Here is a 15,188-nt window from a genome sequence, read left to right on the forward strand (position 1 = left end):
GGCTTTGGCCGCACAGACCACGCAGGCATGACCCTTCGGCCTGCAGGCGATCGCGGGCTGCTCATCGAGTTGCCCGGCCTGCCCGAGGTGCTCAGTGTCCAGGCGCACCTGCTCGCGCACCCCGTCGAGGGCCAGGTGGACGTGGTCGCCGCCGCGTGCACCCTCCTCGTCCTGCTGGAGGGAGCACACCAGGTCGGCGCCCTCGCGGCACGGCTCCGGCTGATCGACCCGTCCGTCCCGGCCGACCGGGACGACACCCTGGTCACCATCGGGGTTCAGTACGACGGCGCCGATCTCACCGATGTCGCTGCCCGGACCGGCCTGAGCGAGGCGGCCGTCGTCGCGGCCCATACCTCGACCCCCTGGGTTGCTGCCTTCGGAGGCTTCGCGCCCGGCTTCGCCTACCTCACCGGGGGTGATCCGCGGCTTCAGGTATCTCGACGCGATTCACCACGGACCGTCGTGCCTGCCGGATCGGTAGCGCTCGCCGGGACGTTCTCTGCGGTGTATCCGAGAGATTCACCTGGAGGCTGGCAGCTGATCGGCAGGACGAATGCCGTCCTGTGGGACACGCACCGGAAGGAGCCCGCCCTCATCAAGCCCGGCAATCGCGTGCAGTTCACGGCCGTACGCGAGCTCGTCGAGCTTCATCCGTCGCCAGGAACCGAGGGCCCGGCAGCGCTTCCGGGCGAAGCCGTCGTCACCGATGGATCCGGTGTGTCGGCCGGTCCCGGCGCAGCGGGTCTCACCGTCGTCGACCCCGGCCTCTACAGCACGACCCAGGACCTCGGCAGGACCGGTCTGATGGCCCTCGGGGTCGCCGGGGCGGGCGGACTGGACCGGGCCGCGCTGCGACAGGCGAACAGGCTGGTAGGCAATGGACCGGATTCGGCGGCCATCGAGAGCCTCAATGGGGGATTGGCAGTCGAGGCCAGGGAGGACCAGGTGCTGGCCGTGACCGGTGCCGACGTCGGCCTGACCATCGTCATGCCCGACGGGCGTGAGCGCGAGCCCGCCCTGTGTTCACCCTTCCTGCTGCGGAATGGAGAAGTGCTGTTGCAGTCGCCGCCGGCATCAGGCCTCCGAACCTATACGTCGGTCCGGGGAGGCATCGTGGTCGAGGAAGTGCTGGGGAGCCGCTCCACCGATTCGATGTCCGGGCTCGGGCCACCCGCACTCGCCAGGGGTTTGCAGCTCGCCGTCGGGGATCCGGTGCCGGGCTCGACGGTCGGTTATCCCGAGGTGCCGCGACCGGTGCTGGCCCCGGAAGTGCTCCGCGTGGTTCCGGGGCCACGGGACGACTGGTTCGACGACGAGGCACTCGACCGCCTATGCGCCACACCATGGTGGGTGACACCACAGTCGAACAGGATCGGTCTGCGGCTCGAGGGGCCGGCGCTGGTGCGGACGAGGAAGGGAGAGCTCCCGAGCGAAGGCACCGTGCGGGGAGCCCTGCAGGTTCCGCCATCGGGCCTTCCCCTGCTGTTCCTCGCCGACCACCCGGTGACGGGCGGGTACCCGGTCATCGCGGTCGTCGTCTCGGCGGATCTCGACCGGGCGGCGCAGCTCGCCCCGGGGTCATCAGTGCGGTTCCAGATTATCTCCCGGCGGCCGGTCGCCGGCGCCTGAGTAGTCGGGTAGTAGTCGAGGCCGACGCCACGGTGGGAACTCGTGTACACGGATTTTCGCGCACGGAAATGCTGCCGAAACCGCAGCTCCGTAGCGTAGGGAAGCACACCCTGTCCACAGGAGGCTGCCGTGCAGACATTGAGAGTCAGACAGGTCCCCTGGACCAATCCCGTAGCCATGGGGCTGCGGGAAGCGCTGCGCGCCGAGACCGACCGGGGCCGGGCACCGGCCGCCCTCACCATGACGGACGATGATGGATCCGGCATAGCCGTCTTCCTTATCGCCTATGAGTTGGCGACGGGACAGCCGGTGGGGTGCGGAGGCCTCCGACTGCTGGATCCCGGACGGGCAGACCTCGACTACATCTACGTGCTGCCCTACGCGAGGTGGTCAGGCGTTTCCACGGCCATCACCGAGGAGCTGACCTCATGGGCGCGTGTGCACGGCATCGCGACGGTCGGCCCCGACGGCGCCCTCGCCGAACTCGATGCCCTGCGGCTCTGACCGGCCCCTCGACGGCCCTGCAGCGCGTAGGCGGACGGTTTTTCTCCGCCCCACCCGCCGATAGTGCGCTCCCGGCACACGCCGACAACGCGCCCTGTCCCATCCACGGGTACCTCCCGACCACCAACAGGTGAGCACGTACAAGGGAACGGGCGCCACCACGATTGGTGACGCCCGTTCCCTTGTATCTTCGCGGTCCTACGTGCGCGCTTCCTACTTGCGCGGCGCGCCGAGGTCCACAGGATCTTCGTCCGTCAGGTACGCGAACTCGGAGTGGGTGGCGATGTCTATGCCGCGCAGCTCGTCCTCCTGCTCGATCCTGAGGCCGACGGTGCGCTGGATGGCCTGAGCAATCACCCAGGTGACCACGAAGGAGTAAACCAGCACCGCGATGGTTGCCAGTGCCTGGATGCCCAGCAGCTCGAAGCCCCCGCCGTAGAACAGGCCCGAGACGCCGTTGGGGGCGTCCTCGGTGGCGAAGAAGCCGATGAGCAGCGTGCCCAGGATGCCGCCGATCAGGTGGACGCCGACGACGTCGAGCGAGTCGTCGAATCCCAACCTGAACTTGAGCTCGATAGCGAGGGAGCAGACGGCTCCGGCGATCGCGCCGATAGCGAGGGCGCCCATCGGACTGACGGCTCCACACGCAGGAGTGATCGCGACGAGAGCGGAGATCAGGCCGGAGGCAGCACCCATGCTCGTCGCGGCCCCGTTGCGGACCCGCTCCACCAGGGCCCAAGCGAGCAGGCCCGCCGAAGCTGCGATGGCAGTGTTGAGGAAGACCACCGACGCGGACTGTCCTGCGGAGAGGGCGGACCCTGCGTTGAAGCCGAACCAGCCGACCCACAGGAGCCCGGCACCGACGAGGACGAGGGGCCTGCTGTGCGGCTTGGCATGATCGACCTTCGGCCAACCGTGGCTGCGGCCGAGGACGAGGGACAGAGCAAGCGCTGCGATGCCTGCGTTCATGTGGACGGCGAGCCCGCCGGCGTAGTCGATCGCACCGAGGTTATTGGCAATCCAGCCACCCACCACGCTCCCATCTTCAGAGCTGAACGCGAAGACCCAGTGGGCGATCGGGAAGTACACCAGGGTGGCCCAGACACCGGCGAAGATCATCCAGGCACCGAACTTCATGCGCCCGGCGGCGGCGCCTGCCACCAGCGCCGTCGTGACGCAGGCGAAGAACAGCTGGAAGGCGGCGAACAGGATGGGAGGGATAGAGGCGGTAGGGTCCTCGGCGAGCAACTGTCCCAGGCCCGCGTACTCGGCGACGTTACCCACCAGCCCGAGACCGCCCACCGAGTTGCCGAAGGCCATCGAGTATCCGAACAGGGCCCACAGCACCGCGACGAGGCTGGCGCCGCCGAAGCACATCATCATCATGTTGAGGATGCGGCGCGAGCCGACCATTCCTCCGTAGAACAGGGCCAGAGCCGGGATCATCAGACAGACGAGCGCGGCGCTGGCAAGAATCCAAGCGACGTTTCCAGAATCCATGGGAGTCCATTTCCGTGATGGCGCTTCCGCGTGCCGGAGGGGGCTGGGCCCGGACTCGAACGGGGATGTGTAAGGAACCGGGAGGGCACGCAGCGCTGAGCAATGGTAGACAGCGGCACGTTTCCGCATCCGGCGGGTGTCGTTAACTTTGTGTTACGCCTTGTTCGGACCCTAGCCGCCGGCAACAGACTGGATGATCATGACGGTGGCTCCCGCAGGCACCGCTGTTGCAAGCCCCTCGAGGCGGCGCACGTCCTCGCCGTCCACGTAAATATTCACGTACCGGCGCAGGGCTCCGGTCTCCTCGCGGATCCGCTGATCCAGGAGGGGCCGTCCGGCACCGAGGCCGTCCAGCAGCGCTGCCACGTCGCCATGATCAGGCACGGTCATGCTGACCTCGCTACGACCGTCGACGTACGGGCGAAGGAGCGTAGGGATCAGAACGGTCACGGTCCTCATGGTTGCTTCGATCATCGCGGACGGCCATTCAGGCGGGGACGACCGCGGCACGGACCGACAGGACGTCGGGCAGGTGGCTCGCGACCTCCCGGAACGTGCGGCCCTCGTCCGCACTGGCGTAGACGCTACCGCCTCGGGTCCCGAAGTAGACGCCCGGGGTCTCGGCGGAATCCACGCACGCTGCGTCGCGCAGCACCGCGTTGTAGTCGGCCTGCGGCAGGCCGGCGTTGCTTGCCTGCCAGGTGGCTCCGCCGTCGTCCGTGCGATGCACCATCAGGTGACCATCCGGTGGAATGCGCTCGCCGTCGGCCTTGAGCGGGATGACCCAAGCTGTGCCACTGCGGTGCGGGTGGGAAAGCATCACGAAGCCGAAGTCCGCCGGAAGGCCCTCTGCGATGGACTGCCAGGAGTCACCCCTGTCCGTGGTCGCGTAGACACCGTGGTGGTTCTGGGCGAAGAGGCGGTCGGGGTCGACGGCGTCCCGGGCCACCTTGTGCACACACTGGCCGAACTCCGGGTTCGGGTCGGGCATAAAGTAAGCGCTGATGCCACTGTTACGGGGCTGCCAGGAGGTGCCCCCGTCGTCGGACCGGTACACCCCACCTGTGCTCATGGCGACATGGAGGGTGTCGTCCGCCGGACTGGGAAGGACGGTGTGCGCGGCTGCGCCGCCGAAGCCTGCGCCCCATTCGCTCCGGTGGGGGTGGTCCCAGAGGCCGCGGTTGAGTTCGAACGTCTCCCCGTGGTCCGTGGACTTCCAGACCGAGATGGGCTGGCACCCGGCCCAGACGACGCCTGGACGGTTCTCGGAGTCGGGGTGGATCTGCCAGATGCGCTCGAGGGTGGCGCCGTCATCTGCACCGAAACGGATGCTGCCCTCCTGAGGCTCCGTCCAGGTCTCGCCGAGATCGTCCGAGTGGGCTATGCAGGGCCCGAAGTGCCACGACATGCGTCCCGCGAAGAGACGCGTGCGCCCGCCCCGGGTGTCGATGCCGACACTCGGGATCTCCTCCATTAGGAACATCGGTTCGGACACCGTCCAGGTCTCACGGTCCGTGCTCGAGGCGAGCCACAGTCCCTTCTTGGTCCCGATGGCGAGAAGTGTTGTACCTGCTGCTGACATGACTGCCCCCGTTGGTGCCGGAGCGGCCGGCGAGCCGTTACTACGATGCGGTCACTTGGGACGATGCCACTCGCCACTCGTTTTGTACAGGCCCGACTACCCGCTTCTGTCCGTATTCGCCCAGCCGGCGGTTTCGCTGTGTGAGAGTTGAATCATCCGGTTGCTGGAGCGCGGATCCACCACACCTGGAGGCACCGTGTGAGTCAGATCGTCCTTGGAAACGCGGCGCCGCCGCGGCTCTGTCCCACGTCACTACGTCCACCATTCGCCGCACCCTCTGCGTGTTCGCACTGCGCCGGGAAGTACTGTATCCAGACCCGTCCCGGCTTGCTCGTGCTCTGGTGGGCACCGGGCTCGCTCCTCGATCTGGCCGACGTGATGGCTGCCTACGCCGTGATCCGGGATGTCTCGGAGGGATACCTGCTTCCGCTCGTGACCCACCTGCAGGGCATGGTGGGCATCGCAGCGGACGCGCGGTCCGTCATCCTCGACTCTTTCCTGTCATCCCGCGTCGCGTTCGTCGGCAAGGGCCCTGTCGACCAGGTGATTGCCGCCTTCCTGGACCAGGCGCTGTCCGAGACACGCTATTTCGAGAGCCCCGTGGCCGCTGAGGCATGGGCGCGGGACAAGGCCGTCGACGATCATCGCCCGGCAGTACCTCGGTTGCCCACCTACTGAGCGAACCGCGGGAGGTCTCAGCGGCTTTCGTTGTAGGCATCGATGATGGACTGGGTGATCCGGCCGCGGGAGCTCGGGTTGCGGCCGTTGTCCTGGGCCCACTGGCGGATCTGCTGGGTGTCCTCGCGCTTGGAGCGGGACGACGGGGCCTTCGGGTTCGCGGACGGTTGCCCGGACCCGCCCTTTCGACTCTTGTCCACGTATTCGGCCAGGGCGCGCCGCAACGAGTCCGCATTCTTCTGCGTGAGGTCGATCTCGTAGTCCGTGCCGTCGAGCGAGAACCTCACGGTCTCCGTGGCTTCTTCGCCGTCGAGGTCGTCCACCAGTTGTACCTGTACACGCTGGGCCATCACGTTCTCCTGTGGTGTTCGGATGGGGCAATCATTACCGCGAACAGAACCTAACCCGCGGAGGCGTCGATGGTCCCTCGCTCGTCGATGACGATTGGCAGCCCGAACGCCTCGAATATGTCGGGGTACAGGAAGTTGTGGTGGCCGACGATATGCTCGCCGTCGGTCTCGATGACCTGGAGGGCGAAGGGCTTCCACAAGCCGGGCTCGACGAGATGGTAGTTCGCGAAGCCGCCGGAACCGTTGACGTCGATGGGTATGAGCCGCCCACCCTCGCACACGCTGCCCTCGCCGACGAACCAGGCGCGCACATCGGCCGGGCCGCTGAGCCAGAGGTCGAAGGGCGGCATGGAGAGGACGACGTCGTCGCGCAGCAGCGAAACGAGGACCTCCATGTCATAGGCCTCGAAAGCCCGCAGGTACCGGGCCAGCAGGTCCTTGTGGGCAGGATCCTCGAGGGGCATGTGGGCACTGGGCTGGTGGCCTGCCATCGTCCTGCGTGCCCGCTGCAGGGCGCTGTTGATCGAAGCCGTCGTCACCTCGAGCAGGGTGGCGACCTCCGCCGCGGACCAGCGCAGCACTTCGCAGAGGATCAGGGCGCTTCGCTGCAACGGCGGCAGGTACTGCAGGGCAGCGATGAAGGCCAGGCGAATAGTGTCACGGGCCTCGGCGACGACGGCGGGATCGCCCGAGGTGTCGATGACCCGGTCATCGGGGATGGGCTGCACGAAGGCGGCCTCCGTGAGCGGGGCGCCCAACACGGCGTCCGCCGTCCGGGTCGAGGGCCCGAGGTCCATGGGCCGGGCACGACGCTGCGGGCTGCGGAGCATATCCACGCACACGTTGTGCGCTATGCGGAACAGCCAGGTGCGGAGTGAGGACTGCCCGGCAAAAGTCTCCCGTGCCGACCACGCCTTGATCATGGTTTCCTGGACGGCGTCCTCGGCCTCCGACGCCGCCCCGAGCATCCTGTAGCAGTAGCCGGTCAGTTCGCGTCGGGAGGCTTCCAGGAGCTGCTCGAACGGTGCCGTGTCCGGCATCTGGTCATGATCGGATCCAGGCGGTGTCTTCTCGCGAGTCGTGGCGCTGGCGGGCTGCATGCCTCGAGCGTAGCGAGGCCGGAAGCAGTGCGGGAGGAGTCCGCCCAGAAACTTTGCCGAGGATCGATGATTTCAGGGCGTCCGTGCCGTCTACTGGGGACAACAGCGATCGATGAACACCTGGAGAACTCTATGCGCAGACTCACAGCAGGCCTCTTCTCTTCCGTGGATGGAGTGGTCGAGTCACCCCATCTGTGGCAGTTCGACAGCTTCGACGCCGAACTCGGCGCGGGCATGGGCGCCATGATCAGCCGGGTGGATACGGTTCTCCTGGGTCGGCGCGGATATGAGGATTGGGCAGAGTCCTGGCCTGCCGCCGACGCCTCCGACCCGTTCGGTGGCTTCATCAACCCCGTCCGGAAGTTCGTTGCATCGCGCACCCTGAGCGGTGAGCTCGGCTGGACCAATGCATCCCTCATGGACGCACCCCTCGAGGAGTTCGTACGGACGCTCAAGCAGACGGAGGGCGGGGATATCGCGATCTGCGCCAGCATCTCCCTGGTCCGCCAGCTCCTGTTCGCGGACCTGCTCGACTCGCTGATGCTCATGATCCACCCGGTGGTCGCCGGCGCGGGACGTCACCTCTTCGAACCCGCCGATCCCGTCACCAAGCTGCACTTGCAGGAGGTCACCACCACGAGCAAGGGGAATGTCCTTGCTTCCTACGGTCTCCGGAGCCGCGCCTAGACTTCTGGTCATGGCAGTCCTGATCGATCCCCCGTCCTGGCCCGCGCACGGAACGGTCTTCTCGCATCTGGTGTCGACGTCGTCACTCGCGGAGTTGCACATGTTCGCCGAGGCCGCAGGCATCCCGCGCCGTGCCTTCGACGAGGACCACTATGACGTGCCGGCGCGGCGCTACCGGGAACTGGTGGAGCGGGGGGCCGAGGAGGTCAGTGGTAGCGAGCTCGTCCGGTCCCTGATCGCGAGCGGACTGCGGGTCCCGGCACGACGGCGGGGTCCGAAGCTGCGCGCGGTACTGGCATCGCGCTGGGACTCCGTCCTCCCGGAGCATCCGCAGCTCGGCGCGGAGCTCCTGGACCGGTGGAGCGAGCCGCACCGGCGCTATCACGCGCAGACGCACCTCCTCGCGGTCCTGGAGGCCCTCGACCTCCTGCTGGTACCGGCGGACGCGCCACTGCGGCAGGCTGTGATCCTCGCCGCGTGGTTCCACGACGCCGTCTACGAAGGTACGGCGGGAGAGGATGAAAGCGCATCTGCCGCCCTCGCCGCCGATCGGCTGAACGGCCGGTTGTCCGGGTCGGCGGTGCGCGAGGTCGAGCGGCTGGTGCTACTCACGGCGGGACATGATCCTGCTGGGGACGACCGTGCCGGGCAGCTCCTGTGCGACGCGGATCTCTCCGTGCTCGCCGGCAGCGAGGCCGAGTACGGGCGCTACACCGCTGCCATCCGCGAGGAATACGCCCATATTCCTGATGTTGCATTCATCGCGGGCCGACGCGCAGTGCTGCATCACCTCCTGACGCTCGATCCCCTCTTCCGTACCGCGGCAGCGCAGGACCGCTGGACCGGACGGGCACTCGACAACCTCGCACGCGAGCTCGAAGCGCTCGGCTGAGGCCGGTGCACAAGGGACCGACCCCAAGAGCGGGCAGGCCCGCTCCCGCTCCTCCACGTGTCGATGTCGTGCTCCATGGCCCGATGCCGGCAGCGAAGCCACCCGATCTGGTGCCGATGACGGCTCGATGCGCCCTAGGATGGCCTGGAACCGACCATGAGGGCGGTGTGGTTCTGACACCACGAAAGGCTGACCATGCTCGATGACGAGGAAGACGCGGCAGGCCTGACCCGACGATTGGTTCGCGAAGCAGCGGGGGCGCAGGTCATCTGGGACTTCGATGGAGTGGTCGGTCACACGGAGCCATTGCACGAAGCCAGCTACAGGGAACTGGGCCAGCGGCGGGAATACCCTTTCGAGGTCAACTTCTTCGATGCTTTGGTCGGGCATACGGAGCAGTGGATCTGGGAACGACTCATCGCCGAAGGGTTCCCGGCCGCACTGGATGACATACCGGCGCTGCACCGGGAACGAGGTGAGGTCGTCGCGCAACTGGCTCTGGGTACCCTCCAACCGTCCTGGCTGGCCGCCACCCTGATGCCTGCGCTTGCGTCGGTCGCATCCGAGCAGGTCGTCGTATCCAACGGTGATCCGGACCTGATAGCAGCCCTGCTCGACACCTGGAACCTTGGATCATTTGTGGAGGTCGCACGAAGAACACCGGGCCGCGACAAGGAAGCACTCTTCCGTGGTTTGTGCGTCCCTCCGTGTGTTGTTCTGGAAGACAGCGACGCCTACCTGTCCCTCGGCAGGGAACTGGGAGCTTTCACCGTCAGCGTGCGGCACTCCCACAACCCGCGGGCCACACTCGAGGCAGACCTCAGAACCCACCTCTAGAATTCACCGACCGAACCAGATCAAGGACCATGATGACCACCCCTTCGACGAAGCCCGTGGTGCTGCTTCGGCCCGCACCCCAAAAGCGCGATCGCATCTTCACTCCCGCCGCGTTGAGCGCACTGAACGACGTCTTCACCGTCATCGATCTGGACGACGCCTCCAATGATGAGGTCTTCGACAAATACCTGCCGGATGCTTTCGCCATCATCGGCCAGCCGGATCTCGACGCGGAGCGGTTGTCCCGGGCAAATCGATTGAAGGCGCTGATCAACGTGGAAGGGAACTTCTTCCCGAATGTCGACTACGCAGCTGCTTTCGCCCAAGGCGTTCGGGTGCTCGGGTGCGGATCGGCCTACTCCCAGGCAGTGGCCGAGTACTCTTTGGGACTCGCCATCGACCTCGCCCGGGGCATCAGTCATCAGGATGGGGCGATGCGCGCCGGGTCCGAGAAGTACGTCAGCGAGTCGAATACTGATGCGGTACTCCTGCATCGGGCGAGTGTCGGGATCCTCGGGTACGGGAACCTGGGACGAAGTCTGCACCGCCTGCTGCAGCCCTTCCACAACACCGTCCGCATCTACGATCCCTGGTTGCCGGCCGCAGTGATCGAAGACACCGGAGGAATCGCCTCCAGCCTGGAGGAGACCCTGTCCTCCAGCCAGTTCGTCTACGTTTTCGCAACCGCTACCGCGGACAGCACGCATCTCCTCGACGGCCCTGCCCTGGACCTGCTGCCTCAGGGTGCACGGCTGATCCTGGTGAGCCGGGCTGCGGTCGTTGATTACGACGCGCTCCTCGAGCGGCTCACCGCAGGCCGGTTCCTGGCAGCGATCGATGTCTGGCCGGTAGAACCAGTGCCCGAAGACAGCCCCTTTAGGACTCTTGAGAACACGGTCCTCTCCCCGCACCGTGCGGGAGGTATCACCCAGGCCTTTGAGTCGATCGGCGACATGGTGGTCGATGACCTGACCCTTATGGCTCGGGGGCTTGCACCGGTGCGCCTGCAGGCAGCAGCACCTGAACTGGTTGGTCGCTACCGGAACAAGCCGGTGACCTGACGCCGTCAGCAGGAAGAACAGTCAGCTTAAGGTTCCCAGCTGCGGAGGTTCCAGGAGTTGGCGGGCGACGTCGGAGCCCTTCCGGCGTCCCATGGCAGGCGGTTGGACGAGGCGGGCGACGCGCCCGTGATCACGGTTGAGGGTTGTTCCGGGTCGTGCCATGGCTACCCGACCGCAGGCAGCCGATCATGGAGGCATGACATGGTTGACACGCGTAGGCATCGTGGCCCTTACCGCAGTACTCCTGACCGCCTGCGCGACTCCGGGCAATCCCGGCGGCGAACCGGACGCGACACCGGGTGTGCTACCCGCCGCCAGCCCTACCCAGCCACCCGAAGCTCCTGCCGGGGGGTCCTCTGCTCCCGCTGCCGACGGTGTGGTGATCGGTCAGGGCACCGTCCTTCAAGTAGGCAAGGCGGCACCCCAGTTCTGCCTCGGCGGCATCGCGGAATCATATCCACCGCAGTGCACGGGACCCGAGATCGCGGACTGGGACTGGGCGCAGGCGCAGCAGTCGGAGACAGCCTCGGATGTGACCTGGGGTGCGTACGCGGTCACCGGTACCTGGAACGGCACGGAGTTCACACGGACCGGGGTGCCGATTCCCTTAGCCCTCTACGACACCGTGCCCCTCGAGGATCCGCTCGCCGGCCGGCAGGGGAGCACAGGCCGGCAGGACCTCGACCGGATCCTGCAGCAGATCGGTGTCGGCGAACACCTGGTCGCTTCGGGTGTGCGAAGAGGGTTCGTCACGGTCACGGTCGTGTACGACGACGGTTCCTTCCAGGCCCGCATGGACGCCGAGTACGGCCCCGACGTCGTCGTCGTGCTGTCCGCCCTGAGGTCAGCCTGAGCGGCAGGCCATGGCACGCCGAGGTCCTCGGTGCGCTTTCAGCCCGCGCCGGCGAACGTAGCCGGGCGAGTCACGCCTGACAGCCCTACCGGGACTGCAGGGCGTCGAGCGCAACGGCCATCGCCGCTGCAACCCGTCCGTCGAGTCGTGCGCCGGGGACAGTGACCACGTACCTGTCCCGGAGCGATCGTCCGCGTTCAGACGTCATCACCGTCTGTCCGGCCTGGTCAGTGAAGTCGAAGTGGAAAAGGAACGGTGAAGGAATGGCTTCCAGGACGGGCAGCATCTCCCAGATCCGCCGTGCGACGGCTACTCCGGCACTTCTTTCGCTTCCTCTCGCCTGGATCCCTGCAGCCTCGAGGTGCCACGTCGATCGTAGGATCGAGGCTCTGAAATCCTTGCGGAAGCTGCCGATGGGCTGCCCCGTCGCGTCCATCACATCGTAGGTAGCACCGACGTCGAGCCTTTGCCGGGCCTTGAAGGAGAACAGCGCCGTCCCCCGCGACTCGTCACGGTAGAACGTGACCTGCTCCCGGAAGGCGGCGCGCTTCTGCTGCGCGAAAGCCAGCAGCTCACCGGGAGTGCCGTCGTCGTTCACTGCCCTGATCTCGTAGCGGTTCACCATCATCGTGATCTTCTGCGCCACCGTGAAGCGTTCGACGCCGTATGCCAGTTCCATAGCCATCCTGTCTTCGTTCGACACGGCGCTCCGCCGTCCGGGGCAACTCTCCTCCCGAACCCGGCCGGTGGGAACCTCGCAGCGCGTCGATCGCGGTGCGGGCAGGTGCCGAACCGTCGGGTCGCTCCTAGAAGGAATCGAGAATGGTGCGTGCGGCAAAGAGGGAATGCGTGTCCTGCACGTTCGTGTGGGAAGCCTGGTCGACGATCGCCTGGGCTACCTCATTCACTTTGCGGTGCGTTTTCTGACTGCGCTGGCTGATGAGGCGGAAGGCGTCATCAGCGTTGATGCCGGTCTGTCCCATGAGAATGCCCTTGGCCTGTTCAATGACGCCGCGCTCCTTCGCGGGCCCGGCAACGGCCTCGCGCGTGAGCCTGTGGAAATCCCCGTCGAGGAAGGCGGTCAGATCGAAGAGGACTCCGGAGACCCCGACCACGGTGTCGTTCTCCTCGATGGTGTCACCGGTGATGAGAACCTGGCGGAGGGAGCCGTCGGTGCTGCGGAGGGTGAGGTGGACGGACAGTGGTCCGCCGAGGGTCATGACGTCTTCCCGAAATGCATGTCCTTCGTTGCGTCGTCCGGGAAGGACGGAGCCTCGGAGGGGTTCGGAGGTCGGGTCGCTGCCACCACGCCGGTAGCTATGGATCTGGTAGATGTCGTCGGACCAGTGCAGCTCACAGGTGGACAGGTAGAAGCGGAAGCTCCCGGTCGGGCAGTTCCCGAATCCGTCGGTGCCGGGGACGGTGTCAAGGCCGGCTACTGCTGAAGTGTCGTCAGGATGATGCACGGTAAATTCCGATCGGGACATGTCGGACTGCGCTGGCGTCATAACGTCGTCCCACTCAGACACTAGCAACGACCCGCATGCGTGTGCACCGAAAATTCCCGAGAGGTTGCCTGCGCGCATGGATCGATGCTCGCATGCAACCCTCCTTGCGGCCGTCGTCCTGGTGTTCGTGCGCGTTCGGTTCAGGTGTGGAGGTCGCGGCGGTAGGGTGCCCGAGTTGCCGGCGGGATCTCGTCGATCAGTTCGTTGATGGCGTGAGCAAGCTTGTCGCATTCGATGGCAGGTAGGTCGAACATCTGGTGGAGGTAGGCGTCGATGTCGTATTCGTCGCCGATGCCGGTGATGGAGAAGTACCGCAGCCACACGTCCGGCAGGCTCAAGCCCGCTCGTGTCATCGCACGCCCGATCTGGCGGCGCTGGGCGTCCTCGATCGATGCGGTTGAGTCCCGGTGATTCACGGTGCTGCGGTGAGGGTGTCCGGGCGGGTGTCGCGTCGGAGCACGGATTGTGCGTGCTCGTGAAGGGTCACGCCCTTGTTGCCGGCTTCGTTGAGGAGATGGCTCAGGGCTTCTTCCTGGGGAAGGTCGTGCCGTTCCATGATGATGCCGCGGGCGGCAGCAACCACGTCTCGTATTCGCAGGGTTTCCTTCGCCGTTTCGCTGATGCGCTGGGGGGTGTCGCTGGCCTGGATATGTCCTAGCAGGACCGCAGCCGACAGGGCGAGGTGAGCCAGCACCTTCTGATCCTGGGCGGTGAAGGCGTGAGGGGCTGCAGCGTAGATCTTCATTGCGCCGATTCCGTGCGCCCCGTTCTCGAGCGGAACGCTGAAGCAGGAGCGCACTCCGGTTCTTGCTGCTTCCGAGCTCCAGCGCGGCCAATGCTGGTCGGATTCGGTGTCCTCGACATAGGTGGCCCTGCCTTCGGACCACGCGGACAGGCACGGCCCATTGCCCAGCTCGTACTGAAGGTCATCGGCGCGAAGGACGAAGTTGTCCGTCGCACCGACGCTGGTCGGTTGGTTGCCCTTGATGAGGCTCACGCCGGCACCGAGGGCATGGGGGATTGCTTCCTTGGCTGCAGCCGCCAGGGCAGATACAGCCTGCTGGGCGGTTTGTTCCGTGAGGAAGAGTCCTTTGGCACGCCCGATGAGGGGCGCTAGTTCATTCAGGGGGGAAGAGTCGTCCATGAGGATCTTTCGTGAGGTTCGTCGGTGAGTAGTTGAAGGGGGCTGGATGTTCGTGCCGGTCAGGAATTGTCGAAGAGTTCCAGCAGGGCGCGGGTGCGGTGCGAACGGTCGCTGTCCTCGGTGAGCTGGCGGGCGCGGTCGATGATTTCCTGGGAGACGACGACGACCTTCCGGTTGGTGGTCTGGCTGCGCTGGCTGATCCGTTCGAAGGCTTCCGTCGCGTCGAGGCCGGCGCGACCCATGAGAATGCCTTTTGCCTGCTCGATCACGGCGCGGCTCAACGCTGACGCGGCGACGGCCTGGTTGGCGATCGCACGGGTGTCCACATGGATGGAGCGAGTGAGGTCCACGACCAGCGCCCACACGCCGACCGGGTCCTCATTCGGTCGAATGAAATCCCCGGAGATCAGGACCTTGCGCGTGCCACCATCAGCGTCGCGCAGGGATAGATAGATCGAGAGGGGGCCGCCTGTCGATGTCAGGGCCTCCCAGAAAGCCTTCGCGGCATCCCGGTCCTCGGGTTCGATATGGGAGAAACCCAGGTCGAGGGTCGGAACGACGTCGCCCCGCGCGTACCCGTGGATGCGGTACAGCTCATCGGACCAGTGGAACACCGGGGAGTCGAAGTAGTGCTCGACGGTGCCCGTGGGGCAGTCGATGAAGGATTCGATACTCGCGTGAACGCCAGTGGTGTCCACCGAGGGCGTTGATGATGCAGAAGGCAGAGACATGCCAGTAACCGTCCGACGAACTCGACCCAGGCCAGCTACTTGACCGGAAATCCAAGACATGAGGATAACAAACCGCCACAGACCCTCCAAAATCAGCAGGACACCGATCCAGCCGCACCCGGACCACCTGTT

General features: G+C 66.0%; 18 protein-coding genes. 8 read left to right on the top strand and 10 right to left on the bottom strand.

Annotation, left to right across the window (positions count from 1 at the left end; genetic code table 11):
• Positions 1-27 precede the first annotated feature (27 nt).
• Positions 28-1,629 (top strand): 5-oxoprolinase/urea amidolyase family protein, encoded by a 1,602-nt coding sequence (locus tag RCH21_RS08965; RefSeq protein ID WP_326964057.1) that lies wholly within the window; start codon positions 28-30, stop codon positions 1,627-1,629.
• A gap of 129 nt (positions 1,630-1,758) precedes the next feature.
• Positions 1,759-2,133, top strand: coding sequence for a GNAT family N-acetyltransferase (locus RCH21_RS08970; protein WP_326964058.1), 375 nt, complete (start codon positions 1,759-1,761; stop codon positions 2,131-2,133).
• A 213-nt stretch (positions 2,134-2,346) separates the two neighbouring features.
• Here the strand turns inward: RCH21_RS08970 and RCH21_RS08975 are convergent, their stop codons facing one another.
• The 3 genes from RCH21_RS08975 to RCH21_RS08985 form a co-directional block, all read right to left on the bottom strand.
• Positions 2,347-3,633: an ammonium transporter gene (locus tag RCH21_RS08975; protein ID WP_120149819.1), complete on the bottom strand. Its 1,287-nt coding sequence runs from the start codon at positions 3,631-3,633 to the stop codon at positions 2,347-2,349.
• A 171-nt stretch (positions 3,634-3,804) separates the two neighbouring features.
• Positions 3,805-4,092 carry a MoaD/ThiS family protein gene (locus tag RCH21_RS08980; RefSeq protein WP_326964059.1) on the bottom strand — a complete coding sequence of 96 codons (288 nt, stop codon included), beginning with the start codon at positions 4,090-4,092 and terminating at the stop codon, positions 3,805-3,807.
• A gap of 28 nt (positions 4,093-4,120) precedes the next feature.
• Complete coding sequence (locus tag RCH21_RS08985; RefSeq protein ID WP_326964060.1) at positions 4,121-5,215, bottom strand: WD40/YVTN/BNR-like repeat-containing protein; 1,095 nt, start codon at positions 5,213-5,215, stop codon at positions 4,121-4,123.
• A 327-nt stretch (positions 5,216-5,542) separates the two neighbouring features.
• Here RCH21_RS08985 and RCH21_RS08990 point away from each other — a divergent pair, with 327 nt between their 5' ends.
• Entirely contained in the window at positions 5,543-5,893 is a 351-nt protein-coding gene (locus RCH21_RS08990) for a hypothetical protein (protein ID WP_326964061.1), read from the top strand.
• A gap of 17 nt (positions 5,894-5,910) precedes the next feature.
• Here the strand turns inward: RCH21_RS08990 and RCH21_RS08995 are convergent, their stop codons facing one another.
• Together RCH21_RS08995 and RCH21_RS09000 are read right to left on the bottom strand one after the other, a co-directional pair.
• On the bottom strand, positions 5,911-6,243 hold the full coding sequence (locus RCH21_RS08995; RefSeq protein ID WP_326964062.1) for a histone-like nucleoid-structuring protein Lsr2: 333 nt from the start codon (positions 6,241-6,243) through the stop codon (positions 5,911-5,913).
• A gap of 50 nt (positions 6,244-6,293) precedes the next feature.
• Positions 6,294-7,343 carry a sigma-70 family RNA polymerase sigma factor gene (locus RCH21_RS09000; RefSeq protein ID WP_326964063.1) on the bottom strand — a complete coding sequence of 350 codons (1,050 nt, stop codon included), beginning with the start codon at positions 7,341-7,343 and terminating at the stop codon, positions 6,294-6,296.
• A 132-nt stretch (positions 7,344-7,475) separates the two neighbouring features.
• Between RCH21_RS09000 and RCH21_RS09005 the strand changes: the two genes are divergently transcribed.
• The 5 genes from RCH21_RS09005 to RCH21_RS09025 all read left to right on the top strand — a co-directional run bounded on the left by RCH21_RS09005 (position 7,476) and on the right by RCH21_RS09025 (position 11,673).
• A complete protein-coding gene (locus RCH21_RS09005; RefSeq protein ID WP_326964064.1) occupies positions 7,476-8,030 on the top strand; it encodes a dihydrofolate reductase family protein in 555 nt (184 codons plus the stop codon).
• A gap of 10 nt (positions 8,031-8,040) precedes the next feature.
• Positions 8,041-8,922, top strand: a complete 882-nt coding sequence (locus RCH21_RS09010) for a DUF4031 domain-containing protein (RefSeq protein ID WP_326964065.1) — start codon at positions 8,041-8,043, stop codon at positions 8,920-8,922.
• A 195-nt stretch (positions 8,923-9,117) separates the two neighbouring features.
• Complete coding sequence (locus RCH21_RS09015) at positions 9,118-9,759, top strand: hypothetical protein (RefSeq protein ID WP_326964066.1); 642 nt, start codon at positions 9,118-9,120, stop codon at positions 9,757-9,759.
• 29 nt (positions 9,760-9,788) lie between these two features.
• A complete protein-coding gene (locus RCH21_RS09020) occupies positions 9,789-10,820 on the top strand; it encodes an NAD(P)-dependent oxidoreductase (protein ID WP_326964067.1) in 1,032 nt (343 codons plus the stop codon).
• A gap of 196 nt (positions 10,821-11,016) precedes the next feature.
• Positions 11,017-11,673, top strand: coding sequence for a hypothetical protein (locus RCH21_RS09025; RefSeq protein ID WP_326964068.1), 657 nt, complete (start codon positions 11,017-11,019; stop codon positions 11,671-11,673).
• 85 nt (positions 11,674-11,758) lie between these two features.
• Here the strand turns inward: RCH21_RS09025 and RCH21_RS09030 are convergent, their stop codons facing one another.
• The 5 genes from RCH21_RS09030 to RCH21_RS09050 all read right to left on the bottom strand — a co-directional run bounded on the left by RCH21_RS09030 (position 11,759) and on the right by RCH21_RS09050 (position 15,056).
• Positions 11,759-12,352 (bottom strand): hypothetical protein, encoded by a 594-nt coding sequence (locus RCH21_RS09030; protein WP_326964069.1) that lies wholly within the window; start codon positions 12,350-12,352, stop codon positions 11,759-11,761.
• Between the two features lie 127 nt (positions 12,353-12,479).
• Positions 12,480-13,139: an ANTAR domain-containing protein gene (locus RCH21_RS09035; RefSeq protein WP_326964070.1), complete on the bottom strand. Its 660-nt coding sequence runs from the start codon at positions 13,137-13,139 to the stop codon at positions 12,480-12,482.
• A gap of 182 nt (positions 13,140-13,321) precedes the next feature.
• Positions 13,322-13,597: a hypothetical protein gene (locus RCH21_RS09040; protein WP_120149806.1), complete on the bottom strand. Its 276-nt coding sequence runs from the start codon at positions 13,595-13,597 to the stop codon at positions 13,322-13,324.
• Positions 13,594-14,325 carry a GAF and ANTAR domain-containing protein gene (locus RCH21_RS09045; RefSeq protein ID WP_326964071.1) on the bottom strand — a complete coding sequence of 244 codons (732 nt, stop codon included), beginning with the start codon at positions 14,323-14,325 and terminating at the stop codon, positions 13,594-13,596. The genes RCH21_RS09040 and RCH21_RS09045 overlap by 4 nt, the downstream gene beginning before the upstream one ends.
• A 59-nt stretch (positions 14,326-14,384) precedes the next feature.
• On the bottom strand, positions 14,385-15,056 hold the full coding sequence (locus RCH21_RS09050; RefSeq protein ID WP_326964072.1) for a GAF and ANTAR domain-containing protein: 672 nt from the start codon (positions 15,054-15,056) through the stop codon (positions 14,385-14,387).
• Positions 15,057-15,188: the final 132 nt, after the last annotated feature.

Origin of the sequence: Arthrobacter sp. PL16 (assembly GCF_035985055.1) — a bacterium.
Lineage (GTDB): Bacteria > Actinomycetota > Actinomycetes > Actinomycetales > Micrococcaceae > Arthrobacter_D > Arthrobacter_D cheniae.